A 24,966-nucleotide genomic window follows, 5' to 3' on the forward strand; every position below is an offset into this window, starting at 1 on the left:
TTCTCAGGCGGTCTGCAGGTTGACGGCCTTGGGGCCCTTGCCACGCTTGTCCGGCTCGGTGTCGAAGGAGACCTTCTGGTTCTCCTGCAGCCCCGGCAGGCCCGAGGCCTGCACGGCGGAGATGTGGACGAAGATGTCCGCCCCGCCATTGTCCGGCTTGATGAAACCGAAACCCTTCTCGGTGTTGAAGAATTTGACCGTTCCGGTCTGTGCCATTCTCGGAATCCTTATCCCGGCATAAACGTGTCGCCCAGAGGCGGTGGCAGGCAAGTCTTGACTAGGATAGGAACCGATACATCGTAAGCCGGACTGACCGACCAACTCGGGAAAGGCGTTCCCGACACGCAATTCGTCCATTACCCGTGTTCGCGAATTTGCCCGAACAGCATAATTCTTGCTATTGTGTGGCAACGTTTGCAAGTAAAACTTTTCTAACGAGCTTCACGTTTCATTACGGGACGAGGAAGCCTTCCGCACTGCCTCGCCTCCTTCTCCTTCACCAACGAACGACACCTAGTCCATGCCGATTCTCGTCGCCGGTTTCTCGGCCTTCCCCGGAATTCCCGCCAGCCCCAGCGGGGATCTTGCGCGCAGCCTGGGGGCGGGCGGCGAGACGGTCGCCGCAGCGTCAGAAGCGGATGCCGCGCCGGTCCATGCCGTCGTGCTGCCGGTCGAGTGGGGGCGAAGCTGGCCGGTGCTGCGGACCGCGATCGAGGCCGTCAGGCCGCAGACCGTGCTCCTGTTCGGGCTTCATCTACGGTCCGAACGCTTCCGCGTGGAAATGCAGGCCCGCAATTTTCGCGAGCTCGGCCGAGGCGATGCGGTGGAAAGTTTTCCTGCCGGTCCCTCCATTCTCGACGGCCCGGCGACGCTGCCGCTGCGGTTGCCATGGACGCGCGTGGCCGAGGCCCTCCGAGGGGCCGGGATTGCGTTCGAATGGTCGACCCATGCCGGCGGCTATGTCGTGAACGACACGCTCTATCGGCTGGCCTTCGCCGCCACCGCGCTCGGCGTCGAGCGCTACGGTCTGTTCCACCTGCCGATGAGCGACGAGCGCGTGGAGGAATGTGCGCAGGCCGGCGGCCTGCCGGAGGTCTTCCTGAGCCTGCCCTTCGCCGACATCGAGCGCGCGGCGTCGGCGCTGGTCGCAACGATCCGCGACCTCGAGGGCGGCCACGAAACCCGCTGACGCCCGGTCCGCGGATCGCTGCCGCTATCCACTTCGCAGGCGCATGCGGCCTGCCAGCACCCTTTCGCCCCGAGGGAGCGCAAACTTTCCGGGATCTCGAGGGATCGGCACCGCCGGCTTCGGCATTGGCTTCGAGGAACGGCCCAAACGGCCGCAGAATCGAAAGGAAGCCGATCATGATCCGCCATATCCTCTCAGCCGCCGCCGTCGCGGTGTTCCTCCCGGCAGCCGCCTGGGCGCAGTCCTCCCCGCCTGCCTCGGCGCCGATTCCGCAGAACGGCACGCTGGTCGATCCCGGCGAGGGGACGCCTGTCTCCAAGAACATCAAGTCTCCTGGTCTGCCGGGGGTCGATTTCGAGGGAGGAGGCGAGGATGTGCGGGGGCCGGGCGGACTGCAGAACAATGTGGGCGCGGCGGGCATGGCGCTGCCCTCGACCTCCAGCGAGAATCCCGTTCCCATCATGACGCCGGACCAGAAGACGCTGGACGGCGTCCCGGTCGGAGCCGGAAGCCCGGAGTGAGGCTCACCGCGCTTCAGGGATGATGATGATGATGGCGCGGGAAGGCGGGGTTCGGCGAGTAGGGGGCGCAGATTGTCTGCCTCCAGCCGGTGCCGGCCCGGCGATGTCTGTGCCCGGACGAAATGGCTGCGCCACCGCCTCGCGCGGTGACGCAGGAAGAAGAGCCATCCTTCGAGCTGGCACCCGAAGGGCGATGCAGCCTTTCGTCCGCGGTGCGACGTCGGTTCACTCCCTGGAGGGACCGCCGGATCTCGGGACCACAGTTCGGCCAGACTTTATCTTGCACACCGCATTCCGGCTCCGAAGAAATAGTGCCGGAGACGGCCAACAGACCGTTGCATCGATGGCTTTTCGGTCGCGGCTCTGCTGCGGGACACGCAAGGTGTTGATGTCGCAGGCAGCGCCATCGCCCATGAAGGAGTTTCCGATAACGGTTTCGTGACGATTTCGTCTGGCTGCGATGAAACCATTCCCGCGGCCAGTCATTATTCGGTCGATGATGCCGAGATTTTTGGAAGAGAAAGATCTCGCGCAACAACGCTTCAGAAGGATTATGTATTATGAAGATGCTGACTGCAGCCGCTGTTATTGCTCTCATGGCCGGTCCGGCTCTCGCCCAGACCGACAACACCAGCAAGATGGTCCCGGGCCAGACCAACAACACCGGTACCGCGACCGTTGACTGCGAGGGCACGCCGGCCGGCTGCGCCGACGCGCAGGGTTCCGCGACGGGCACCGACCAGTCGATGACCACTGGTGCGACGACCACCGACGGCACCATGGGCACCGATACCTCGGGTTCGGCGACCGCCAACCAGAGTGGCGACACGCCTTCCGATGGTATCGTTCCGGGTCAGACCAGCGAAGACGGTTCGACCGAAGTGAAGTAACCGGGACTGACAGTCCCAAGTGACGAGGGGCCCTCCGGCGATTGCCGGAGGGCCCTTTTTTCGTATAGCCGTCGCAAACCCAGCTACGACCCTGGCCAAGCGAAGAGGAAATCCGCAGATGTCGGAAGAAGCGACCCATTCGACGTTCGACGAAGCGGCTCTCGAAGAGGCCTATGCCCGCGCGCTGCGGCACGAGAAGGCCGGGCGGTCGGACGATGCGGCCAAGGCCTACCGGCAGTGCATCGAGATCGACCCCGAGGATCATGCCGGAGCCCGGCTTCGCCTGGCGGCGCTCGGTCATGAAGAGACGCCGCCATCGGCCGGCGATGCCTATGTCGCGACGCTGTTCGACCAGACGGCCGATTCCTTCGAAGATATCCTGGTGGGCCAGCTCGGCTATGGCGTGCCGGGCCTGATCGCGGAGCGGATCGCAGATGTCGCTCCCGGTCCTTACACGCGCATGCTGGATCTCGGATGCGGAACGGGGCTCGCCGGAAGGGCGCTCAGGCCGCGGGTGGACACGATCATCGGCATCGATCTCTCCGAGGGCATGGTCGAAACCTGCTTCGACACGGGCCTCTACGACCACCTCTATATCGGCGAAGCCGTCGGCTTTCTGGAGGATTTCGAGGAGGACGAGCTGTTCGACCTCATCGTGGCGGCCGACATGCTGCCCTATCTCGGCGATCTCGATCCGCTCCTTGCCGGAATCGCGCGCCGCTCGGCCCCCGGGGGGACTCTCGCTCTGTCGACGGAGACTCTTCCCGATCCGGATTTCGGCACGCGCGACATCGTCGTCGGCCGCGACCACCGCTTTCACCACCGCGAAGGATATCTGCGCGATCGGCTGGATGCTTCGGGCTTCGAAGTTCTGGATCTACGGGACATCACCGTGCGCCAGGAGAACGGTCGGCCCGCGCCGGGCCATCTCGTCATCGCCCGCAAGCGCTGAGCGCCGCGGCCGCCAATTGCGGGAGGTTTTCGGGCGGCAATCGCAATGCCGGCCGCCCTCTCGCCCTCCCCGATCCGTCATGTCCCGCGAAAATAGGCCGGGCATGTGAGCAGTGGGTCGGGAGAGCGGCTCTACCGTTTACTCCCGTTGTTGCCTGATTGACTACGACGGCGCGGACGATCTTCGTCAGCTAAACAGCCTCAACGTCCCTGCCGAGCATCCGCATGAATCCGGACCGATCAGTCTCTCACGCAGTGGGAAACGCAGGCGAGCGACCAATTGCTACGCTTCGATTCCCGTTCGAGCGCTGTCCGCAGGGAATCGAGGGCCGTGTTCTGGGCACGCAGGCGCCAGATAAAGCCTTCGTCTTCGAACAGATCCAAAGCGTCGATGCATGGCGCTTCGACGATGCAGGGAACCTTTTTGAAGCTTTCCTGTTCTGTCATGGACCGCCCCCTTCGCCGCGTTGATAAATTCGGCGCTTCCAAGGCATGGGACAGACGATACAGAAAATTCCCGCTCGTGCTAAGGGATTTTTTGCGTGCTGTGGCGTCGAATCAACAAAACTTGACATCAGCCTTTCGTCGGGCGAGGTCATCCGTTCCGGAGCGTGCGGGCGTGGCGGAATGGTAGACGCAAGGGACTTAAAATCCCTGGGCTTGGCCGTGCGGGTTCGAGTCCCGCCGCCCGTACCACCCGTCTCGTCGGGGTTCTCCCTATCATCCGCCTGTCGCTGATGTGTCGGCGTCTCGGGGTTGTTCCGGCAGCCTCTCCCTCGCTGGCCTGCGGGAAGCTGCACGTCTAGACTGCAGGTCTCTGCTCATTCGGAGATCTTAGGTGTTCAGGCGGGCGATCAAGCATCTGACACAAGGTTGGAAACGGCTCTCGGCGGCGCCGGAGGGCATCGACGCGAAGGCTCCGCCAGCCTCCTGTCCGGCCGAGAGCGAGGCGGTGCCGGTTGCGCGTCTGACCGACGAAGAGCGCGCGGCGCGATGGAACCGCCGCGATCCCGGGAGCCCTGGCAATGTGGCGCTGATGCAGGATCTCACGCTCCCCGAGCGGGAGGAGTTCGCCCGCAAGTTCAAGACGATGGTTCTGTATTTCGGGGACGAGGTGCCGGCGGCCCAAGCGGCCGAGGAGGAGGCGGCGCTCCGCGCGCTCCCGAAAGGCTACGATCTCGGCGAACTGAACGGCCTCAATATCGGCTGCGGCAACCGCACGATCCATCCGGCGATCGTGCCCGTCGACATCATGCGCAAGCCACCGGCGGACCAGATCGCAGGCTCCCATCCCCATCTGTCGGAAAACGCCCTCCTGTCGGCGCCGGACGACCTGCCGTTCAAGGAGGGGAGTCTGGACTACATCGTCGCCCTGCACATGCTGGAGCATATCGGCGATCCGGTGTCGCTGGTGCGCTACTGGCTGTCACTTCTGAAGCCGGGCGGCGGTCTCGGCATCGTCTTGCCGGACTGGCACTACACCTGGGACGCCCGGTTCGACCGGAACACGCTCGGCCACAAATGGAACTGCACGCCGGCCCTGGTGAGGCAGCTCTATGAGGAGCACTGGCGCAACTTGGCAGAACTCGAACATCTGGACACGTATCCCTACAGGATCTCGTTCGATTTCGTCCTGCGCAAGCACGGCACCTTCGCGCCGTTCCGGCTTCCGGACGCGAGCACCTTCAAGTCCGGCTTCCAGCTCGAAAAGGAGGGCCGCTTCCTGCACGGCGAGTGAGGTCGCCTGTGTCGCCCAAGGGTCTCCTCGGGGCTGCGGCGGGGAGGCTTCGCGCAAGACGGGTCCTGCATCGTGCGACGCAGCGCTCGGCCTTGCCGCTTGTATCGTCCCGGCCGGCATGTCTCACTTCGCCCATGCCGGCGGAAAGGACGAGGAGGGATCATGACCAAACCCCTGCAATATGAAGAAATTGCCCCGATCCTGGTCGATGTCGCCATGGGGCGGCGCCCGGCCGACCTGGTGATTCGCAATGGGCGATGGGTGAACGTTCATTCCGGCGAGATCATCCCCGGCACGGATTTCGCCGTCGCCGCCGGTCGGTTCGCCTATTGCGGCCCGGATGCCGGCCACGCGGTGGGGCCGGAGACGGTGGTCGTCGACGCCGTGGACCGGTACGTCGTGCCCGGGCTTTGCGACGCGCATATGCATGTCGAGAGCGGCATGGTGACGGTGACCGAGTTCTGCCGAGCGGTGATCCCGCACGGGACGACCTCGATGTTCATCGACCCGCATGAGATCGCCAATGTGCTCGGCTTGGCGGGCGTTCGCCTGATGCATGACGAGGCGCTCGATCAGCCCGTCAATGTCTGGGTGCAGATGCCGTCATGCGTTCCCTCGGCGCCGGGGCTGGAGGAGGGCGGGGCTGTGCTTGGGCCCGCCGAGGTGGCCGAGGCGATGACCTGGCCCGGCATCATCGGTCTCGGCGAGGTGATGAACTTTCCGGGTGTCGCGGCCAACGATCCCACCATGGTCGGCGAGATCGCGGCGACCCGCAGGGCCGGCCGCACGGTGGGCGGCCACTACGCCTCGCCGGATCTCGGCCGCGCCTTCCACGGCTATGTCGCCGGGGGGCCGGAGGACGATCACGAGGGCACGCGCATGGAGGACGCCGCGGCCCGCGTGCGCCAGGGCATGAAGGCGATGCTGCGGCTCGGCTCGGCCTGGTACGACGTGGCGACCCAGGTCCGCGCCATCACCGAGATGGGCCTCGCATCCCGCCACTTCATCCTGTGCACCGACGACTGCCATTCCGGCACGCTGGTGCGCGACGGCCATATGAACCGCGTCGTGCGCCACGCGATCAGCCAAGGCTTGAAGCCGATGACGGCGATCCAGATGGCGACGATTAACACCGCCGAGCATTTCAAGCTGGAGCGTGAGATCGGCTCCGTCACGCCGGGCCGGCGCGCCGACTTCCTCCTCGTCTCCGACCTCGCGGAACTCCGGATCGACGAAGTCTACGGCCGCGGCGTGCGGCTTGCCGCGAAGGGGCGGCTCGAAGCCGATATGCCCGCCCATGCCTATCCGGAGACGGCAAAGAACACCGTGAAGCTCGGCCGCAGGCTGCAAGCCGGCGACTTCACGGTTCCGGCTCCGGCCGGCGCCGGCGACACGGTAAAGGCCCGGGTCATCGGCGTGGTCGAGAACCAGGCCCCCACGCGGGCGCTGACGGCGGATCTGCCGGTCGAGGAGGGCGCCGTCGGTCCCGACCCCGACCAGGACGTGTGCCGGATCGCGCTCGTCGAGCGGCACCGGGCGTCGGGGGAGGTGGTCAACGGCTTCGTCTCCGGCTTCGGCTATCGCGGCCGCTGCGCCATGGCGTCCACGGTCGCGCATGATTCGCATCACATGATCGTGGTCGGAACGAGCGCCGAGGACATGGCCCTTGCGGCCAATCGCCTGGGTGAGACCGGCGGCGGCGTCGTTTTCTTCGCCGACGGAGAGGAGCAGGCGCTGATCGAGATGCCAATCGCGGGACTGATGTCGGACGAGCGCGCGGAGATCGTCGCCGAGAAGGCCGACCGGCTGATTGCCGCGATGCGGGCGGCGGGCTGCACGCTCAACAACGCCTATATGCAGCATTCGCTGCTGGCGCTCGTGGTGATCCCGGCCCTGCGCATCTCCGACAAGGGGATCGTCGACGTCGAGCGATTTGAACTCGTCGACCTCTTCGTTTGACGGCTTGAGCGGCGCTGTGCGCCGCGCAAAGCCGAGACGTCACTCCGGCTCGCTCGCGGTGTTGCGGGCGGCACGCCGCTGCCGCCACTTTCCCCATTTGACATCCATTCGCCGGCGGAACCGCCGAACCGGGGGGAGATCGACCGACAGGACCAGGAGACCCAGCGGCAGCATCCAGAAACCGAGCACGGGCAGGAAGCCCAGGACGCCGCCGGCGGCGAGGCCGGAACCGATCGCGACGCGTCCTGCGCGGCTCGCCGGCAAAGGAAGGCGTCGGCCGAACAGGGTGATTCCCTGCCGGGGCGCCGCGCCGGTGGTCGAGCCGGGTTCGGGCGCGGTGTGCCGGTGGCTGGCCGCCGATCGCTGGTATGTCACCGTCTGTCCTTCTGCCGTAAACTGCCGTCGCATCGCGATGAGATGGGGATCGGGCGGACCTTTCGCAAAGTCCGGCGGCCCCGATGCGCCAGGCGCGGACTTTTTCGCGATCAACCCTTTGCAAGCACGGGACGGCTTTGCTATAGGCACCCCAGCGCGCTTCGGCGGCGCTTTTTCCCCGGTAGCTCAGTGGTAGAGCACTCGACTGTTAATCGATCGGTCGCTGGTTCGAATCCGGCCCGGGGAGCCAGCTTCAAGGCCAGGACGTCGATCCCCCTCGGGACGATCCGTTCTGGCCTTTTGCTTTTGCACGGCATGGCCGAAGTCGGCGGCGAATCTGCGGCCCGCGCCGGCATCCGCCGCGTCAGCGGCCGGATGAGTCGGCCGCAGGATAGAGCGCCCTTGCGTCTTCCATCAGAGCATGGCGTGAATCGCGTCTCAGATACATCATGTGCCCGCCGAGATAGTCTTTCAGCGTGATCGCCCGCGCCCCGGCGAGCGGCGGCAACTGGCTCACGAGGTAGTGCGAGGCGAAATAGGGCGTGACGAGGTCGCTGAGGCCGTGGGCGATCAGGATCTTCAAATCCGGATTGTACGCACGGGCCTCCTGAAGATCCGGCATGGCGTCGGCATAGCCCTGGTCGCTGCCGCTGTTCCCGTAGTCCCAGCGGCGGCTGATCTCGCCCTCGAGGAGCCGGTAGGTGATGTCCGTTCTGTAGCCGAGATCGTGCCGCACATAGTCGACGAAGGCTGCGGTCCAGATCGGCCCCATGCGGTCGAGCACCGCGTCGGGACCGTGCGGGAAGGCGCTGGCCGGATCGATATCGGGGCCGGCGAGCGTGCCGTCATAGCGGCTGAGGACCCTGCCGTCCTCGCTGGCGAACGCCTTGGTGAAGGCCGAGGGCGAGACCTGACCGAATCGGCGCTGGACGAAATCGAGCGGCAGGCCGATCAGATCCGCCACCTTCGCACTGGCCCGCTCCCTCGTCGCGGCCGGGCCGGCGGCGAGATCGACGAGATATTCGCCGAGCGCGTAGTCCTCCACGGGCTGGAGCCGCTCCTCCAGCGCCGCGCGGTCGGTGATGCCCTCGGCGAAGAAATTGACGGCCGCCATCGAGGGGAGGACCACAGCGGAGGGCAGGATCTGCGACGTCTGATGGCCGAAGACGAGCGACAGATCCAGGGCCGGCGAGATCAGGACGAGGCCGCTCGGCGCGACGCCCGACGCGTCCGGCAGCGCCTTGGCGAGAAGCGCCGCGCGAAAGCCGCCATAGCTTTCGCCGGCGAGGAAGACCGGCGACGTCTGCCGCTCCTTGCGCGACAGATAGAGCCGGATGAAGGCCGCCATCGTCTCCCTGTCGGCGTCGACGCCCCAGAAGTCCTTGTCGTTCTTCGGGTCGGCGGCCCGGCTGTAGCCGGTGCCGACCGGGTCGACGAAGACGAGGTCGGTGAAGGCGAGCCAGCTGTCGGGATTGTCGACGAGGCGCGCCGGCGGTGGCGGAATGCTGCCGTCCCTGTCGAGCGCGACGATCCGCGGCCCGATCGCGCCGATATGGAGATAGGCGGAGGCCGCGCCGGGGCCGCCATTGAAGATGAAGGTGACGGGACGGTCGCGGTCGGCCGGCGTCGCCGTGTAGGAAACGTAGAACATCTCCGCATTCGTCGTGCCGCTGCCGTCCCGGATCGGAAGCGTCGCCGCTTCCGCCTGGTAGGACAGCGTGCGGTCGCCGAGCGTGAGGCTGTGCTGGCTGAGCGAGGCTTCCGGCAGGAGCGCCAGAATGCCGGTGCCGGGGCTCTCGGCTTTCTGCGCAGAGGCCGGCATGCCGGATGCGAGCGCGAAGACAACGAGGCAGAGGAGAGGCAGGATGCGGTGGCGAAGACGGGGGATTGGCTTGGTCATCCGCCGATTCTGTCCGACCCGCCGGGCAGGGGTGTGACACCGGCCTGAAGCGCGTCATCACAATGGCGTCACATCGAAGGCGACGGCCGCAATTTCCTCGGCGCGATAGGGCGCGCCGCAGCGGCGGGCCGTAGGAGACATCCAGGCGGATACGAAAAAGCCGCGGGAGACGACCCCCGCGGCTTCGATGTTCGCTTCGTTCGTCCCGGCGCTTAGCGCTTGGAGAACTGGAAGGAGCGGCGGGCCTTCGCCTTGCCGTACTTCTTGCGCTCCACGGTGCGCGAGTCGCGGGTCAGGAAGCCGCCCTTCTTCAAAACCGGACGCAGGCCCGGCTCGTAATAGGTCAGCGCCTTGGAGATGCCGTGGCGAACCGCGCCGGCTTGGCCGGAGAGGCCGCCGCCGGCGACCGTCGCGATGATGTCGAACTGGCCGTCGCGGCTGGCCGCGACGATCGGCTGGCGCAGCACCATCTGCAGGACCGGCCGCGCGAAATAGGCGGTGTAGTCCTTGTCGTTGACGATGATCTTGCCGGAGCCGGGCTTCACCCAGACGCGGGCGACCGCGTCCTTGCGCTTGCCGGTCGCATAGGCACGGCCGTACTGGTCGAGCTTCTGGACGTGGACCGGCGCGTCAGGCTGGGTCGCGACCTCGGCGGTGCCGAGTTCCTCGAGCGAAGAGAGCTGGGACATTATGCGGCCCTCGCATTCTTGGAGTTCATGGCCTTGACGTCGAGCGTCTCGGGGTTCTGCGCCACGTGCGGATGTTCCGCGCCGGCATAGACGCGGAGGTTCTTCAGCTGGCGACGGCCAAGCGGCCCGCGCGGCAGCATGCGCTCCACGGCCTTCTCGACGACGCGCTCCGGGAAGCGCCCCTCGAGGATGGCGCGCGCGGTGCGCTCCTTGATGCCGCCGGCATAGCCGGTGTGCCAGTAATAGGTCTTGTTGTGGTACTTCTTGCCGGTCAGCACGATCTTGTCGGCGTTGACGATGATGATGTTGTCACCGTCGTCGACATGCGGCGTGAAGGTCGGCTTGTGCTTGCCGCGAAGGCGGAGCGCGACGATGGAAGCGAGGCGGCCGACGACGAGCCCTTCGGCGTCGATCAGAATCCACTTCTTCTCCACCGTCTCGACTTTTTGCGAGAAGGTCTTCATGGGTTGCCCCTCAGGTGTCGATGGGTCTCAACGGCGCGCCATCAGGGGCCGCCATACGAAAAGGGCGGCCGACGGCCGCTCTTCCTGAGGGCTCACATACGGGTCGGCGCGCTGTCTGTCAACGCCAAAGAGCCCAAGAACCTTCCGGCGTATCCCCTGTCATGCAGGCGCTCGAGGGCCGTTGGTATCATGCTACCATAAGATTTCCGTCGCCGGGTCAATGCGGCGGGATGGAATAGGTCGCGACCGCATGGGCGACCGTCACGCCGTCGCCCTCGTTCTGGATCGCCACCTCGACCACGGCGAGGCGCTTGCCGAGCTTCAGGATCGTGCCGCGGCCGAGGAGCGGGCCGGGCTCGGGCTTCCTCAGGAAATTGATGGTGAGATTGGTGGTGACGGCCAGCGCCACCGGGCCGATATGGGCGAGGATCGCAATATAGGCGGCGATGTCGGCGAGCGAGAAGAGGCTCGGCCCGGACACGGTGCCCCCCGGCCGAAGATGCCGCTCCTCGGCCAAAAGCTGCATCGTCGCCGCACCGGGGCCGACGGAAACGACGGAATAGCCGTCGGCCTGCGGGAACTCGGCCTTCAGGAACGCGTCCAGTTCGGCGGCGGTCATGATCGGCTGCAACGGCAATGCTCCTTGCGCTTCGAGGGCAGGGCCATCGTGTGGCATCCCGCCTCTTCCTGGCCTATCTTCGGCGACTGAGCTTGCCAAGCCGCCACCGCAGGGGCCGGACTTCATCCCGGCCGCGCTGTGGCCGCGGCCGGCAGTGATTGCCTCCTCGCAAGGGACAGACTCAGTTTCATGGCAGACATACTCCCCATGGCCGACGCGGCTCCGCATCCGATCGACGTCCAGCACGCGCCGGGAATCACCCGGATCGTCCTGTCCAGCCCACCGGCCAACGCCCTGTCGCTGAAGATGATGGACGCGCTTAGGGCCGCGCTCGACGAGGCCGCCGCGGATGCGGACTGCCGGGTGGTCGTCATCGCCGCCGCCGGCAAGATCTTCTCGGCCGGCCACGACCTCAAGGAACTGACCGCCCACCGCAAGGACGCGGACCGGGGCCGGACGTTCTTCGAGACGACGATGGCGCAATGCGCCGAGCTGATGCAGGCGATCGTCAGGCACCGCTGCCCCGTCATCGCCGAGGTGAATGGGCTCGCCACCGCCGCCGGCTGCCAGCTCGTCGCCTCCTGCGACCTCGCCATCGCCTCGGAGGAGGCGCAGTTCTGCACGCCGGGCGTCAATATCGGCCTGTTCTGCTCGACTCCCATGGTGGCGCTGTCGCGCAACCTCTCCCGCAAGCATGCGATGGAGATGCTGCTCACCGGCGAGACGATCGACGCGCGCTCGGCCCGCGAGTTCGGCCTCGTCAACCGGGTCGTGCCGCCGGAATATCTCGGCACCGTCGTCGGCAAATACGCGACCACCATCGCCGGCAAGTCGGCGCTGACGGTGCGGACCGGCAAGGAGGCGTTCTACGCCCAGGCCGAAATGGGCCTGTCGGACGCCTACGACTATGCGGCGCGGGTCATGGTCGAGAACATGCTGGCGCGCGATGCGGAGGAGGGGATCGGCGCCTTCCTCGAAAAGCGCAGGCCGGAATGGACCGGGCAATGAGCGGGCAGCCATCGGCGGATGCCGGCGCGAGGCCGGCGCGGCTCGTCTATGACGACGCGATGATCCGGACGGTCCTGTCGGAGACGAAGACAATCGCCATGGTGGGCGCCAGCGCCAAGGAGATCCGGCCGTCCTATTTCGTCCTGAAATACCTTCTGGCCAAGGGCTTTCATGTCATCCCGATCAATCCGGGACTGGCGGGCGGACAGATCCTCGGCCAGACGGTCTATGCCGATCTTGCGAGCGTGCCGGAAGCGATCGACATGGTCGACATCTTCCGGTCGTCGGATGCCGTGCCCGGCATCGTCGACGAGGCGCTGGCGCTGGAGCCGCTTCCGAAGGTGATCTGGATGCAGCTCTCCGTGCGCCACGATGGGGCGGCGGCGAAGGCGGAGGACGCGGGGCTGACGGTGATCATGGATCGCTGCCCGAAGATCGAATATGCGCGCCTGTCCGGCGAGATCGGCTGGAACGGCGTCAACTCGCGGGTGCTGTCCTCGAAGAAGCCGACGCTCGGCAAGGGGTTTCAGAGCTTCGGACTGAACCCGGCGCGGCGCGGGTGAGCCGCCGGGCTGCGGCAAGGAGGGGGTAAAGCATGGACGGACGCGTGGTCTCGCTGCGACAAACGCTGAGCGGGGGAGGCCGATGACCATCCGGATCGCGCTCTGGTCGGGGCCGCGCAACATCTCGACCGCGATGATGCGCTCCTTCGGCGCGCGGCCGGACACGGCGGTCTCGGACGAGCCCTTCTTCGGCTGCTATCTCAAGGCGTCCGGCGAGCGCCAGCCGATGGCCGACGAGACCATGGCGTCGATGGATTGCGATTTCCGCTCGGTGCTGGCGGCGATGAAAGGCCCGGCGCCCGAAGGCAAGTCGATCTGGTACCAGAAGCACATGCCGCACCACATGGTGGGCGATGTGTCGATCGCCGACATGCCGGACCATCGCCACGCCTTCCTGATCCGCACGCCGGAGCGCGTCGTCGCGAGCTATGCCGCCAAGCACGAGCTCACGCGCCCGGAGGTCCTCGGCTATGGGGTGATGCGGCGCTATTTCGAACACGAGGCGGAGCGCACCGGCCGGACGCCGGCGGTGATCGATTCCGACGACGTCCTCGCCGATCCCGCCGGGACGCTGGAAGCCCTCTGTGACGCGCTCGACATCCCCTGGACCGACGCGATGCTCCGCTGGACGGCCGGTCCCCATCGCGAGGACGGGGTGTGGAGCAAGCACTGGTACGGACAGGTGAACGCCTCGATCGGTTTCGCGCCTCCTCCAAAGCCCGCCGCCGCGCTCCCCCCGTCGCTTGCGGCGATCGCGGAGGCCTGCCGCGACGATTACGAGGCGCTCTTCCGCCACCGTCTGGTCACGACCGCGGGAGATTGAGGACCCAACTCCCCCGAGAAATCGGAGGCTCCTTCCCGGCGTGCGCGGCGCCCCTGATCTGTTGCGTCCGGACAGCCGATCTGCTCTTCTGACGTTAGGGGATCCGGCGCCTGCCGGAGCCTTCGATGTCGGATTTGGTCAGAGGCGCACTTCCCATGAAGAAGAGCACCGCGGTCTGGTCAAGGATGCTCCCGGCGCTTTCATGGATCGTCCTGTCCGTGATGCTGGCGGCGGGCGCGGTTCGGCCGGCCGCCGCGCAGCAGGTGCTGTCGCAATGGCAATCGACGACGCTGATCAACCTTCTCGGGCTCGAGACGCGTTCGCAGTGCTTTTCGGGCTCGAACCGCATCGAGCGCACCCACATTCTCGGCATCACCGGGGACCAGATCAAACTCGACCAGCCGGTGCAGATCGCCATTCTGAACGATTTGTCGAGACTGCTGGAATCCCAGGGCGGCGGCGCCCGCATCACCAAGGCGGGACTCGGGGTGATCGTCAATCCGGACGAGGAGGCCGATCTCGAACGCCCCGCTATCGTCAGCGGCTGATCTCGGACATCCTGGACGGGATCGGACGCTACTGCCGGTAGGAACGGCCGGCAGCGATCGGAAGGGCATTGGGCGGCGATGCCGCCAAAGGAGGAATCGCAGCCATGTCGAAGGTCAGCACCTGTCTCTGGTTCGAGAGGGACGCCGAAACGGCGGTCCGCTTCTACGTCTCTCTCGTGCCCGGCTCCGGCATCGGCCAGATCCTCCGCGCGCCGGGCGACTGGCCCGGCGGCCGGGCCGGGGATGTGATCATGCTAGAATTCGACCTCGGCGGGCAGAGCTTCCAGGCGCTGAACGGCGGCACGACGGTCACCTACGAGACGGCCGCCTCGATCTCGGTGAGCTGCGCCGATCAGGCGGAGGTCGACCGGCTCTGGGCAGCGCTCACCGCCGATGGCGGGGCCGAGATCATGTGCGGCTGGCTCCGCGACAGATGGGGCGTGCCCTGGCAGATCGTGCCAGAGATCCTGCCGCGCCTCCTGGCCGATCCCGATCCGGCGGTCGCGGCCCGCGTCTTCGAGGCGATGACCCAGATGGTGAAGCTCGACATCGCCGCCCTGGAGCGGACGGCGGCCGGCTGACAAGCGGGCGGGCGGACGCCGGGATCGTTCGGCTGGACCTACTCCATCGGCACTTCGGTGTTGACGAAGTCCGGCACCTTGGCGAGCGGCAGTTCGCGCCGCTGCTCCGGCGCGATCCGGCGCGAGCGCGAGCGCGGGTCGAGCCGCTGCGGCGCCCCGGTCTCGATCGCTCGTTCGATCGCTTCGAGAACGACCATGTCGAGGACGCCTTCCTCGCCGTCGGGCTCCGGCTCGCGGCCACCCAGGATGCAGTCGGAGAAATATTCGGTCTCGCCGCCGAAATGATCGACGACCGGCGCCTTGCGTTCCTCGGTCTTGCCGTCCCGGGTCAGCCGGAAGTCGATCGACGTGCCCTCGCCGAAGCCGAAGGCGGGCGAGGCTTCGATCAGCCCTTCCGATCCCACGATGTGGAAGCGATCGATGTTGTCGGCGGAATAGGAGAGGGTGAAGCTCGCCTGCCGCCCTTCGGTGAAGCGCAGGATGACGCTCACCGTGTCGTCGCAGCCGAGCTCGCGGCCGGTTTTCGAGGCGAAGGCCATGGCCTCGATCGGCTCTGCCTCGAAGAGGTTGCGCACGGCATTGATCGGATAGGTCCCCATGTCCGGCACGGGTCCGGCCCAGTAGCCGCTGGTCGCGCGGTGGTTGGACGCCCTGACCACCTGCGAGAAGGTCGAGGTGAAGAAGCGCGGCGTCCCGATCTCGCCCTTGCGGACCGCCTCGACCACGGCGAGCGTGCCGGGCTCGCAGTGCAGGCGATAGGCGACCATCAGTTTGGCGCCCGACGCCCTGGCCGCCGCCGCGATCGCCTCGGCATCCTCGACGCTCGAGGCCATCGGCTTTTCCAAGAGGACGTGGATGCCCGCCTTCAGCGCGGGCTCGGCGAATTCGCGGTGGCGGAAATTCGGCGTCGCGATATAGACCGCGTCCACCGTGCCGCTCTTCAGCATCCTGTCGTATTCGTCATAGCTGTAGCCATCGAGGCCGTAGCGGGTCCCCAGGCCGCGCGCCTTTTCCGGATCGCCGGTGACGACAGCCGTCATGATCGAGTTCGTCGTTTGGCCGATTCCGGGCATGAACGCTCCTTGCGAGATCCAGCCGGCGCCGACGACGCCGTAGCGGATTTTTCCTTCGAGGCTGGGCATTGGGCGTCCTTTCGTGGGAACGATTTCGCTTCGTGAGGGGCGGCCAGCTCCGTTCTAGGCTGCGCCTGCCCGTCGTCCAGCAGGGGAATCCCCGCTGATGGCGGCAAGTCGGTTCAGGAACGCCGGCATTCCGAGCCCCTGCAAGCGCCGGAGCGGGATTGCAAGCTGCACACCGCAGAGAGATTTGCAGAAGTCATGGCGCAGTGCGCAGACTGGATGATGCAGTGCAAAAGGCCACCCCGCCGCCAACTCAGGCGACGTGGCGAGGCCGCAATCGCAGAAAGGATGCCCGGATGGATCTGATCCTGCGCAACGCCCGCCTCGCGGGTGACCCTGCCGGTCTCGTCGACATCGGCATCGAGGCCGGCCGCATTGCCGTGATCGAGCCGGATCTTTCGGCCGAGGGCGAGACGCTGGATGCCGCCGGACGGCTGGTCTCGCCTGGCTTCGTCGAGACGCATCTCCATCTCGACAAATCCTGCATCATGGACCGCTGCCGCCAGGCGCGCGGCGACATCAAGGAAGCCATCGCGGAAGTCGCGCGGGTGAAGGCGGGGTTTACCGCCGAGGACGTCTACGAGCGCGGCCGCAGGACGATCGAGAAATGCATGCTGCAGGGCACGACCCACATGCGCACCCAGCTCGAGGTCGATCCCGGCATCGGGCTGCGCGGTTTCGAGGGCGTCCGGAAACTCGTCGAGGACTTCGCCTTCGCGATCGACATCGAGATCTGCGTCTTCCCGCAGGAGGGGCTCCTCAACAATCCCGGCACCGACGAGCTGATGGTCGAGGCCATGCGGAGCGGCGCCAAGGTGGTCGGCGCCGCACCTTATACCGACAGCGATCCGCACGGTCAGATCGAGCGCGTCTTCGAGATCGCGCGCGAGTTCGACGCCGATATCGACATGCATCTCGACTTCGGCGCCGATCCGTCCGATCTCGACCTCCTCAAGGTCTGCGAGCTTGCCGAGCGCTACGGGCGCGGCGGACGGGTGGCGATCGGCCATGTCACCAAGCTCGCCTATGTGCCGCCGGAGCGTCTCGAAGCGATCGCCCGGCGCATGCGCGACGCGGGCGTGGCGCTGACCGTGCTGCCCTCGACCGATCTCTTCCTGATGGGGCGCGAGCACGACCACGGCCACAGCCGCGGCGTCACGCGGGCGCACGAGATGGTCCGCCACGGGGTGAACTGCTCGCTGTCGACCAACAACGTCCTCAACCCGTTCACGCCCTTCGGCGACTGCTCGCTGATCCGCATGGCCAATCTGAACGCCAATATCTGCCATGTCGGCGCGGCGAGCGACCTCGCCGAATGCTTCTCCATGGTCACGACCCGGGCGGCGAAGCTGATGAACCTTTCCGACTACGGGCTGGAAGTCGGCCGCTCGGCCGATCTCGTGGTGATCGACGCGGAGAGCCCCCAGGCGGCGGTCGCCGAACTCTCGCCCGTCCTCTGCGCCTTCAAGCGGGGTCGCCGAACGATGACGCGCGTGCCGGCGGAACTGCATTATCCCGGCTGACGGCAGACCGCCCGAGAGCGCTTCCCGCTCGCCGGGCCGCTGCTGTTGGCATGGCTCGCGGGCCCTTCGCTCTCGTGCTAAGCGAGGCCGGGGCAGGCACACCCGCGCGGGTCTCCCGCGTCCGGGCGCCGATGACAACGGGAGTAACGACGATGAGCGGACCGAATTTCGAGACCCTGGCGATCCATGCCGGCGCACAGCCCGATCCTTCGACAGGGGCGCGGGCGACCCCGATCTACCAGACCACGTCCTTCGTCTTCGACGATGTCGATCATGCCGCCTCGCTGTTCGGCCTGCAGCAGTTCGGCAATATCTACACCCGCATCATGAACCCCACCCAGGCGGTCCTGGAGGAGCGGGTGGCGGCGCTCGAAGGCGGCACGGCGGCGCTCGCCTGTGCCTCCGGCCATGCGGCCCAGCTTCTCGTCTTCCAGTCGCTGATGATGCCGGGCGAGGAGTTCGTGGCGTCACGCAAGCTCTACGGCGGATCGATCAACCAGTTCGGCCATGCCTTCAAGTCCTTCGACTGGCGGGTGAAGTGGGCCGATCCTGCGGACGTGTCGAGCTTCGAGGCTCAGATCACCGAGAAGACCAAGGCGATCTTCATCGAATCGATCGCCAATCCCGGCGGCGTCGTCGTCGACATCCAGGCGATCGCCGACATCGCGCACAAGCATGGCCTGCCGCTGATCGTCGACAACACCATGGCGACACCGTATCTCTGCCGGCCGATCGAGCACGGCGCCGACATCGTCGTCCATTCGCTGACCAAGTTCATGGGTGGCCACGGCAATTCCATGGGCGGCGTCATCGTCGATGGCGGCACCTTCGACTGGACGGCCTCGGGTCGCTATCCGATGCTGACGGAGCCGCGGCCGGAATATAACGGCATCGTCCTCGCCGAGACCTTCGGCAATTTCGCCTTCGCCATTTCCTGCCGGGTGCTCGGCCTGCGCGATCTCGGTCCCGCGATCTCCCCCTTCAACGCCTTCATGATCCTGACCGGGATCGAGACCCTGCCTTTGAGGATGCAGCGCCACTCCGACAACGCCCGTGAGGTCGCGGCCTGGCTGAAGGGGCACGACAAGGTCTCCTGGGTCTCCTATGCCGGGCTCGAGGGCGATCCGTCCTATGAGATGATGCAGAAATACTGCCCGAAAGGGGCGGGCGCCGTCTTCACCTTTGGCCTGAAGGGCGGGTTCGAGGCCGGCGTCACCTTCGTCGAGGCGCTGGAGCTCTTCTCCCACCTCGCCAATATCGGCGACACCCGCTCGCTGGTGATCCATCCGGCCTCCACCACGCACAAGCAGCTTGCCGACGAGCAGAAGATCGCCGCCGGCGCCGGTCCCGACGTCGTGCGCCTGTCGATCGGCATCGAGAACGCCGCCGACATCATCGCTGACCTCGATCAGGCACTGGCGAAGGTCTGACCCGGAGCGGAAGGCGGGGCGGCGGCGAGGCCGCCCGGCTGTTCATGCTGCGATGCGGAACGAGCCGGGGCGCCACGCATTCCTGGCGCTCCCGATCCTCTTCCAGAAGGCGACACCATGGCCCAGCATTTCGTCAAGTTCGACAAGGATGACGTCGAAGTCGAAACCGGAGCGCCCGACAAGGAGAAGATCAAGAGCGGCCGGCCCGCCTACAAGATGTGGAACTTCGAGGACGACGGCAACGGCCTTTATGCCGGGATCTGGGAGTGCTCGGCCGGCGAATGGGAGATCGACTACACGGAGTGGGAGTTCTTCCACATCCTCGAAGGCGTGTCGGTCCTGACCGAAGAGGGCGGCGAGCCGGTCAAGCTGACGGCCGGCGACAGCTTCGTCATCCGCCCGGGCTTCAAGGGCCGCTGGAAGGTCGTCGAGCCGACCAAGAAGCATTACGTCGTCAAGGTCTGAACCGCCGGAACGGCCGATCCCGGGCCAATGGACGGGGCGAGGGCGTATCGTCAAAGTGGCGCCGAGCCGCCACAGCGACGGCCTGCGTTATGTGCCTTGCGCCGTCACGTCCAACCGCTCCAGCCCGCGAAAATGCCAGGAGTTGCGATAGCGCGGCTCCTCCACCAGCCGAAGGTCCGGCAGCCGCGCAAAGAGCGTCTTCAGCGCGATCTTCAACTCCAGCCGGGCGAGCGGCGCGCCGATGCAGAAATGGATGCCGCCGCCGAAGGCGACATGCGGGTTCGCCGACCGTGCGGGATCGAACCGCTCGGGCGCGGCGAAGACGGCCGGGTCGTGATTGGCGGCGCCGAGGAACAGCGCGACCTTCTCGCCACGCCTGAGCTTCCAGTCCTCGGCGATCTCGACGTCTTCGAGAGCGAAACGCTCGAACAAATGGAGCGGCGTGTCGAACCGCAAGGCCTCCTCGACGGTCGCTTCGGACGCTTCCTCGCTCGCGAAGAGGCGCACCGGATCGAGGCCGGACTGCAGCACCGCCTTCACCGCATTGCCGATCTGGTGGACCGTCGCCTCGTGGCCGGCATTGAGGAGGAGGACCAGCGTCGAGATCATCTCGGCCTCGTCGAGCCGGCCCTCGGTGGATTCCTCCACGATCAGGGCGGAGACGAGATCCTCGCCCGGACGCCGCCGCTTCTGCGCGACGACGTCCCCGAGATAAAGGTGGAAGTCGCGGGCCGCGGCCGCGGCGCCATCCTCTTCGGCGCGGCTCGGCTGCAGGCGGTACATCGCGACCATGCGGTGCGACCAGTCGACCAGCTGCTCGGCATCGGACCTCGGCACGCCGATCAGCGCGGCGATGACCTGGACGGGTAGGGGCGAGGCGAATTGCGAGACCAGTTCGGCCGAGCGGGCCGCGGCGAAACCGTCGATCAATCGATGCGAGAGCGCCTCGATCCGCGGGGCGAGCTTCTCGATCTGCCGCGAGACGAAGGCCCGGGTGACGAGGGCGCGAAGCCGCGTATGCGTCGGCGGCTCGAGATCGAGCAGCGAGTTCGCCTCGATCCGGTAGAAGTCGGCGAGATGGGCGGGCTTTCGCGCATAATCCGGTCGGCCGGAGGCGTCGGCGGGAACGATCCGCCCGAACCGTCGGTCGCGCAGGAGCCGCGACATCAGCGCGTGATCGGCGATTGCAAGCGCTCGTGACGCCGGCCAGCGCATGACGCCGCCCTGGCGGTGGATCGCGCGGTAGAGCGGGTAGGGATCCTGATAGAAGGCAGGGTCGCCGGGATCGAAGGAGAGATCGCCTTCGATCAGCGAAACGGTTTCCGGCAGGCGAGGATGGGGTTCGGCCTCAGGCATGCGCGAGAGATCGCCGATCGACCGGCGCAAGACAAGCCTGTCGCCGAATGCCGCGGCCCGTAATCCTCAGCAGGAGCCGCGCAGATGGACTTGCCGCCAGCCCTGGCGCTCGTCCTGCACCTTCACCCGGCGGTACCGCGTCTCGTATTCGGCCGGCAGGGGATGGGCGATCCTCTGCTCCGGTTCGACCACCACCCTTTCCGTCACCGTTCGCGTCACCGGCGGAATCAGCCTTGTGCGGACCTGCTTGGCCTGGACGAGAACCTGTACGTGCTCGACCCCGTAGCGTGGCGGGATCACATCCGTGTAGGTCCGCTCCGGCGTGACGACGACCTGCCGGGTTTGCGTCGCGTAGCGGGCAGGGACGACAACGCGGCAATAGACCCGCTTGCCGCCGATGACGCGCCATTCCCAGCGCTCGCCGGCCGGCGCGACCATGACGGTCTCGGTGACCGTGCGATAGACCGGCGGCGTCGTCCGGGTGACGAGCCGTTGCGGCTCAAGAACGACCGGGCGCTCGACCGTCTGGTAGCGCGCCGGAGTGATCTCATCGAACGTGCGCGCAGGTTCCACGATCAGTTCGCGGGTCTGGTAGCCATAGCGGGCAGGGATGATCTCGTAGGTCACGGAAGCCGGCCTGACGAGAACGGTCTCGGCGGCTGTGCCCCAGACGGCGGGCTCCTCAACCGGCTCGTAGCAGGCCGTCGCGCGGCCACCCGCGAAGCTCGGCTGACCTGCGAGCAGGAGTGAACTTGCGGCCGTCAGAAACGTCATCAGGCGCTTCAAGAGCATTGGTCTCTCCGGACGTCACACGTTGATACGGAGAAACAGTGACGCTGTGCCAGCAGAAGGCAACCATTGTGCTGCAGGGTTCTCGATCTAGGGTAAATGATAAAATTCGAATGATCTTCGGCGCTGGCCATAGAACATGAAAAAGGGCTCGGATCTTCTCCGAGCCCTTTTCCAGCATTCTTGAAGCGACTTAATCGTCCATCTTGCGGAAGGCGTCGAGCGTCTTGTCGTCCGGCTCGCGCTTCGCATCGGCCTGGGCCTTCCGCTCGTTGCGGACCTCACCCTGGTCTCGCCCCTGCAGGGCGTTGTCGCCCATGCGTTCCGGCGCGATCTGATCCTCGCTCAGGATGTCGGGATCGGTGGTGCCGGCAGGCTTGTCGCCGCCCTTCGGTGCCGTCTCTCTGGCTGAGTTGCCATCCGCCATGGGAACTCCTCCTTTGCTTTTGTGCTGATTGCTGGTTTCGCCGCCTCAGCGCTCGATCTCGATCAGGATCTCGTTGCGCTTCATGAAGCCCGGCGTCCAAGGCGGGTTGTAGAAGGCGTATTCCGGATCGCCCTTCTGCTTCAGATTGCTGTCCGCCAGGTAGTTGTAGAGCGTCATCAGATGCTTGCTGGCGAGAGTCGCGTTGAAATTGCCGGAGAAGCGCACCGCCGCCATGCGCCGGGCCGGCACTTCCTTCAGCTCCACGTCGCTGCTGCCCGGCTGCGGCAGCGTGGCCATGGTGAACTTCTTCGGCATCACGAAACGGACCGCCCAACCCTTGGTGCGCCCGTCGCCCTCGGCGAGCTGCTGGAGCACCGGCGTGGTCATGTGGATCTTCTTGCCCGACCGGTTCTTGGCGAAGATATAGTCGGCAAGGGTCTCGAAGCCGACGCGGCGGGCTTTTTCGTGATAGCCGCTCTTGATCGTCTCGGCGACGATCATCGCGTCGTAATCCCGGATCTGGATCGGACCGTCGTCGCGGACGACGTCGTAATCAGGCTCCTCGGAGTGGTCCTGCAACTTCTTCGTGATGAAATAGGCTGCGCCGACAGCGACCACCACACCGCCGGCGACGATGAGAGCGGTCGTCTCCGGATTGCCGCGAACCCTGTCGATCCCGCGCTGGGTCTGCATCCCGCGACGGAAGCCCATCGTCTGCGGCAGCCGGATATCGGGCAGATGGCTGCGGAGATCGCTGAGATAGCCACGCGCGTCGTCGGCCGTGTGACCGGCACTGTCGCGCAGATGGCGAACGTGGCGCCGGGCCTCGTTCTCGGCCGAACGCGGCCAGTACTGCGACAGATCCGGCATGTAGCGCGAAAGGCCCGTCGGCTCCTCGTGCAGCCCGGGGACCGAACGGACCAGGGCCCGGCGGATGCGCTCGCCGCGCGAGGGGGTGGGGTCGAAGCGCTCGACCACGTGCTCCTCAAGCTCGCCTATGCGCTCTCCCAAAGCCGCGATTGCATCTCTGATGCTGTCGGTGCTGGTGGGCTTGTCCCGAAACATGTCTCACTCCTGGGCAGGTCTGGCCACGCCGGAGGAACGGCCGCCAAGCTCGTCCCCCGCTCGGCGCGGCAATGTTCAGTGCGATAACGCCATCCCGCTTCAATGGTTGCGTTCGCGATGAATATCCGGATGCGTCGGAGCGCAAGCCCCCCGACTTGCGATCGGGATGCAACAGGAGGGGGCCATAACCTGGCGCGTCCGATGCAACCAAGCCCGCGCTTCCGCGTTTGCAGCATATCGGGTTTCTTTTGACCTGATACTCCAGCCAAGCTTGGGCGGCCTCGTGCCGCCCTTTTTTTGGCCGGAGTTTCGGTTGGCCTGCCAACTGAGACCTGGCAGGAGCGGGCGTACACGAGCGAGCTATTTGGATCCGGGAGGCGATCAGTCATGCGGTCACGATTCGAACGCTCGTTGGGACAGGCCGCCGACATGTCCATTCGACACTCATCCGGTTTGCCGAAGTCCCGAACTTCGCTAGCTTGCCTGCGGGCACAGAAGACGCCGCGGCGCTGGCTGCGGCGATGGGAGGATTGATGAAACGGTTTGGAGTGGTCGCCGTCGCGGCCGGATTGATCATGGCGGCATCGCCTGCCTTTGCGCTCGACGTCTCCAAGAGCGTCACCACCAATGCCAAGCCCGCCGCAGTCTGGCAGACGATCGGGGACTTCTGCGGGATCGGCGATTGGCATCCCGCGGTCGAGAAATGCGAGGAGAGCGACGCCGACGGGACGAAGCGCCGGACCCTGACGCTCGCCGGTGGCGGCGGAACGCTGGTCGAGGATCTCGTCTCGCGCGACGACGACAAGATGACCTACACCTACAAGATCGTCGAGGGGCCGCTGCCGGTTCAGAACTACCAGTCGACGATATCCGTGGGCCCGAACGGCGACGGCTCGACGATCTCCTGGACCGGAGAATTCGATGCCAAGGGGGCGCCGGACGCCGACGCCGAGAAGGTGATCGCAGGCATCTATGACGCCGGGCTCAACTCGATCGCGGAAAAAGCCGGCGCGATGTGATGATCAGGGCGGCCGCCGGGTTCTCGCCCGCGGCCGCCTCCACCCTGCGATGCCCGCTCACCGGTCGAGCACGGTTCCAAGGCCGCGGTCGTGTCGGATGGGCTCGATCGGCTCGAAGGGCACGTGCTTTTTCGAGCGATAGAAGGCGAGATCGTCGGTCGCGAGATCGACGACGACGGCCGACAGACTGCCCGTGAAGACGGCGCCGGTGTCCATCGAGACGCGGTTCTCCGTCACAACCGGAAGGCCCTTCTTCTGCGGCGTGTGGCCATGGACGATCACATGGCTGAGCTGCCCGACATGATTCATGAACGGCGCCCTGATCCAGACGCAGTCATGGCGATCCTGCTCTCCGATCGCGCGCTGCGGATCGATCCCGGCATGGACGAAAGCGAAATGGCCCGCGACGAGCAGGACGGGCGCATCCGCCAGGATCTTGTGGTGGCCGGGACGCGTCGCTTCGATGTGCGCGCGCGCCGTAGCTGGCGTCGAATCGGGGTCGCAGCCGTAGGAGCGAAGCGTCTCGGCGCCGCCCTGGCCGAGCCAGCTGAACAACTCGTCGACTTCGAGATCGTCGCTCAGAAAACGCAGCAGCCATTCGTCGTGGTTGCCGAGCACCAGGCGGGATCCGGGAAGCCGTGACAGCGTCTCCGCGACGATGTCGAAGGCCTGCGCGCTCTCTGCTCCCCGGTCGACGATATCGCCGAGGAAATAGATCGGCATCGCCGGGTCGAGCGCGGCAAGGCCGTCGAGGAGGCTTCGCAGCAGATCGGCTTCGCCGTGCACGTCGCCGATCGCGGCGATCTTCGTCGGTGGCTGCTCGGCCATGGTCCTTCCTTCGATCCATTGTCGCCGCACCGCGCGTCGCGCGGGAGCGGACTAGAGCGTCGGGCGATTAATCTGCAACGCAGCCTGCAGCTTTGAAGTAGTTCCAG

Annotated in this window: 28 protein-coding genes and 2 tRNA genes; 17 read left to right on the forward strand and 13 right to left on the reverse strand. The window is 66.2% G+C overall.

Annotated features, from left to right (window positions below):
* Positions 1 to 3: 3 nt before the first annotated feature.
* The gene (locus LH400_RS05650; protein ID WP_229151700.1) at positions 4 to 216 is read right to left on the reverse strand and encodes a cold-shock protein; all 213 of its coding nucleotides are present in this window, start codon (positions 214 to 216) and stop codon (positions 4 to 6) included.
* A 304-nt stretch (positions 217 to 520) separates the two neighbouring features.
* On the opposite strand from LH400_RS05650, the gene LH400_RS05655 reads away from it, so the two are divergent.
* From LH400_RS05655 to LH400_RS05670, 4 genes are all read left to right on the forward strand, one after another.
* Positions 521 to 1,189 carry a pyroglutamyl-peptidase I gene (locus LH400_RS05655; RefSeq protein ID WP_229151701.1) on the forward strand — a complete coding sequence of 223 codons (669 nt, stop codon included), beginning with the start codon at positions 521 to 523 and terminating at the stop codon, positions 1,187 to 1,189.
* A gap of 176 nt (positions 1,190 to 1,365) precedes the next feature.
* A complete protein-coding gene (locus LH400_RS05660) occupies positions 1,366 to 1,710 on the forward strand; it encodes a hypothetical protein (protein WP_229151702.1) in 345 nt (114 codons plus the stop codon).
* Between the two features lie 560 nt (positions 1,711 to 2,270).
* Positions 2,271 to 2,600 (forward strand): hypothetical protein, encoded by a 330-nt coding sequence (locus LH400_RS05665; RefSeq protein WP_229151703.1) that lies wholly within the window; start codon positions 2,271 to 2,273, stop codon positions 2,598 to 2,600.
* Positions 2,601 to 2,718: 118 nt separating this feature from the next.
* Positions 2,719 to 3,552, forward strand: a complete 834-nt coding sequence (locus tag LH400_RS05670; RefSeq protein WP_229151704.1) for a methyltransferase domain-containing protein — start codon at positions 2,719 to 2,721, stop codon at positions 3,550 to 3,552.
* A gap of 239 nt (positions 3,553 to 3,791) precedes the next feature.
* Here the strand turns inward: LH400_RS05670 and LH400_RS05675 are convergent, their stop codons facing one another.
* The gene (locus tag LH400_RS05675) at positions 3,792 to 3,998 is read right to left on the reverse strand and encodes a hypothetical protein (RefSeq protein WP_229151705.1); all 207 of its coding nucleotides are present in this window, start codon (positions 3,996 to 3,998) and stop codon (positions 3,792 to 3,794) included.
* A gap of 166 nt (positions 3,999 to 4,164) precedes the next feature.
* On the opposite strand from LH400_RS05675, the gene LH400_RS05680 reads away from it, so the two are divergent.
* From LH400_RS05680 to ade, 3 genes are all read left to right on the forward strand, one after another.
* Positions 4,165 to 4,247 (forward strand) — tRNA-Leu (locus LH400_RS05680).
* Between the two features lie 142 nt (positions 4,248 to 4,389).
* Positions 4,390 to 5,289, forward strand: a complete 900-nt coding sequence (locus LH400_RS05685) for a methyltransferase domain-containing protein (protein WP_229151706.1) — start codon at positions 4,390 to 4,392, stop codon at positions 5,287 to 5,289.
* A gap of 162 nt (positions 5,290 to 5,451) precedes the next feature.
* On the forward strand, positions 5,452 to 7,248 hold the full coding sequence (gene ade, locus LH400_RS05690; RefSeq protein ID WP_229151707.1) for an adenine deaminase: 1,797 nt from the start codon (positions 5,452 to 5,454) through the stop codon (positions 7,246 to 7,248).
* Between the two features lie 39 nt (positions 7,249 to 7,287).
* Here ade and LH400_RS05695 read toward each other — a convergent pair whose 3' ends face one another.
* Entirely contained in the window at positions 7,288 to 7,539 is a 252-nt protein-coding gene (locus LH400_RS05695) for a hypothetical protein (RefSeq protein ID WP_229151731.1), read from the reverse strand.
* Positions 7,540 to 7,798: 259 nt separating this feature from the next.
* Between LH400_RS05695 and LH400_RS05700 the strand changes: the two genes are divergently transcribed.
* Positions 7,799 to 7,873 (forward strand) — tRNA-Asn (locus LH400_RS05700).
* A gap of 114 nt (positions 7,874 to 7,987) precedes the next feature.
* Here LH400_RS05700 and LH400_RS05705 read toward each other — a convergent pair.
* The 4 genes from LH400_RS05705 to LH400_RS05720 form a co-directional block, all read right to left on the reverse strand.
* Positions 7,988 to 9,523, reverse strand: a complete 1,536-nt coding sequence (locus tag LH400_RS05705) for a S10 family peptidase (protein WP_229151708.1) — start codon at positions 9,521 to 9,523, stop codon at positions 7,988 to 7,990.
* A 212-nt stretch (positions 9,524 to 9,735) separates the two neighbouring features.
* Positions 9,736 to 10,212 (reverse strand): 30S ribosomal protein S9, encoded by a 477-nt coding sequence (gene rpsI, locus LH400_RS05710; protein ID WP_229151709.1) that lies wholly within the window; start codon positions 10,210 to 10,212, stop codon positions 9,736 to 9,738.
* Positions 10,212 to 10,676 carry a 50S ribosomal protein L13 gene (gene rplM / locus LH400_RS05715; protein WP_229151710.1) on the reverse strand — a complete coding sequence of 155 codons (465 nt, stop codon included), beginning with the start codon at positions 10,674 to 10,676 and terminating at the stop codon, positions 10,212 to 10,214. The genes rpsI and rplM overlap by 1 nt, the downstream gene beginning before the upstream one ends.
* A 217-nt stretch (positions 10,677 to 10,893) precedes the next feature.
* A complete protein-coding gene (locus LH400_RS05720) occupies positions 10,894 to 11,352 on the reverse strand; it encodes a PaaI family thioesterase (RefSeq protein WP_229151711.1) in 459 nt (152 codons plus the stop codon).
* Between the two features lie 132 nt (positions 11,353 to 11,484).
* On the opposite strand from LH400_RS05720, the gene LH400_RS05725 reads away from it, so the two are divergent.
* The 5 genes from LH400_RS05725 (at position 11,485) to LH400_RS05745 (ending at position 14,818) form a co-directional block, all read left to right on the forward strand.
* Positions 11,485 to 12,303, forward strand: coding sequence for an enoyl-CoA hydratase (locus LH400_RS05725; RefSeq protein ID WP_229151712.1), 819 nt, complete (start codon positions 11,485 to 11,487; stop codon positions 12,301 to 12,303).
* Positions 12,300 to 12,866, forward strand: coding sequence for a CoA-binding protein (locus LH400_RS05730; protein WP_229151713.1), 567 nt, complete (start codon positions 12,300 to 12,302; stop codon positions 12,864 to 12,866). The genes LH400_RS05725 and LH400_RS05730 overlap by 4 nt, the downstream gene beginning before the upstream one ends.
* A gap of 82 nt (positions 12,867 to 12,948) precedes the next feature.
* Positions 12,949 to 13,689, forward strand: a complete 741-nt coding sequence (locus LH400_RS05735; RefSeq protein ID WP_229151714.1) for a sulfotransferase — start codon at positions 12,949 to 12,951, stop codon at positions 13,687 to 13,689.
* 155 nt (positions 13,690 to 13,844) lie between these two features.
* The gene (locus LH400_RS05740) at positions 13,845 to 14,237 is read left to right on the forward strand and encodes a hypothetical protein (protein ID WP_229151715.1); all 393 of its coding nucleotides are present in this window, start codon (positions 13,845 to 13,847) and stop codon (positions 14,235 to 14,237) included.
* A 104-nt stretch (positions 14,238 to 14,341) separates the two neighbouring features.
* Entirely contained in the window at positions 14,342 to 14,818 is a 477-nt protein-coding gene (locus tag LH400_RS05745) for a VOC family protein (RefSeq protein ID WP_229151716.1), read from the forward strand.
* 38 nt (positions 14,819 to 14,856) lie between these two features.
* On the opposite strand, the gene LH400_RS05750 is transcribed toward LH400_RS05745, so the two are convergent.
* The gene (locus LH400_RS05750; RefSeq protein ID WP_229151717.1) at positions 14,857 to 15,960 is read right to left on the reverse strand and encodes a Gfo/Idh/MocA family protein; all 1,104 of its coding nucleotides are present in this window, start codon (positions 15,958 to 15,960) and stop codon (positions 14,857 to 14,859) included.
* 293 nt (positions 15,961 to 16,253) lie between these two features.
* Here LH400_RS05750 and LH400_RS05755 point away from each other — a divergent pair, with 293 nt between their 5' ends.
* The 3 genes from LH400_RS05755 to LH400_RS05765 all read left to right on the forward strand — a co-directional run bounded on the left by LH400_RS05755 (position 16,254) and on the right by LH400_RS05765 (position 19,375).
* Positions 16,254 to 17,480: an amidohydrolase family protein gene (locus tag LH400_RS05755; protein ID WP_229151718.1), complete on the forward strand. Its 1,227-nt coding sequence runs from the start codon at positions 16,254 to 16,256 to the stop codon at positions 17,478 to 17,480.
* Positions 17,481 to 17,632: 152 nt separating this feature from the next.
* On the forward strand, positions 17,633 to 18,910 hold the full coding sequence (locus tag LH400_RS05760) for an O-acetylhomoserine aminocarboxypropyltransferase (RefSeq protein WP_229151719.1): 1,278 nt from the start codon (positions 17,633 to 17,635) through the stop codon (positions 18,908 to 18,910).
* Between the two features lie 117 nt (positions 18,911 to 19,027).
* A complete protein-coding gene (locus LH400_RS05765; protein ID WP_229151720.1) occupies positions 19,028 to 19,375 on the forward strand; it encodes a cupin domain-containing protein in 348 nt (115 codons plus the stop codon).
* A gap of 87 nt (positions 19,376 to 19,462) precedes the next feature.
* On the opposite strand, the gene LH400_RS05770 is transcribed toward LH400_RS05765, so the two are convergent.
* From LH400_RS05770 to LH400_RS05785, 4 genes are all read right to left on the reverse strand, one after another.
* Entirely contained in the window at positions 19,463 to 20,731 is a 1,269-nt protein-coding gene (locus LH400_RS05770) for a cytochrome P450 (RefSeq protein WP_370638338.1), read from the reverse strand.
* Between the two features lie 66 nt (positions 20,732 to 20,797).
* Positions 20,798 to 21,505, reverse strand: a complete 708-nt coding sequence (locus tag LH400_RS05775; RefSeq protein WP_229151722.1) for a hypothetical protein — start codon at positions 21,503 to 21,505, stop codon at positions 20,798 to 20,800.
* Between the two features lie 208 nt (positions 21,506 to 21,713).
* A complete protein-coding gene (locus LH400_RS05780) occupies positions 21,714 to 21,947 on the reverse strand; it encodes a hypothetical protein (protein ID WP_229151723.1) in 234 nt (77 codons plus the stop codon).
* A gap of 45 nt (positions 21,948 to 21,992) precedes the next feature.
* On the reverse strand, positions 21,993 to 23,012 hold the full coding sequence (locus LH400_RS05785; RefSeq protein WP_229151724.1) for an SOUL family heme-binding protein: 1,020 nt from the start codon (positions 23,010 to 23,012) through the stop codon (positions 21,993 to 21,995).
* A 533-nt stretch (positions 23,013 to 23,545) separates the two neighbouring features.
* Between LH400_RS05785 and LH400_RS05790 the strand changes: the two genes are divergently transcribed.
* Positions 23,546 to 24,031, forward strand: a complete 486-nt coding sequence (locus LH400_RS05790) for an SRPBCC family protein (protein WP_229151725.1) — start codon at positions 23,546 to 23,548, stop codon at positions 24,029 to 24,031.
* Positions 24,032 to 24,088: 57 nt separating this feature from the next.
* Here LH400_RS05790 and LH400_RS05795 read toward each other — a convergent pair whose 3' ends face one another.
* Complete coding sequence (locus LH400_RS05795) at positions 24,089 to 24,859, reverse strand: metallophosphoesterase (protein WP_229151726.1); 771 nt, start codon at positions 24,857 to 24,859, stop codon at positions 24,089 to 24,091.
* Positions 24,860 to 24,966 lie beyond the last annotated feature (107 nt).

Origin of the sequence: Jiella soli (assembly GCF_020615385.1) — a bacterium.
Lineage (GTDB): Bacteria > Pseudomonadota > Alphaproteobacteria > Rhizobiales > Rhizobiaceae > VKMB-3413.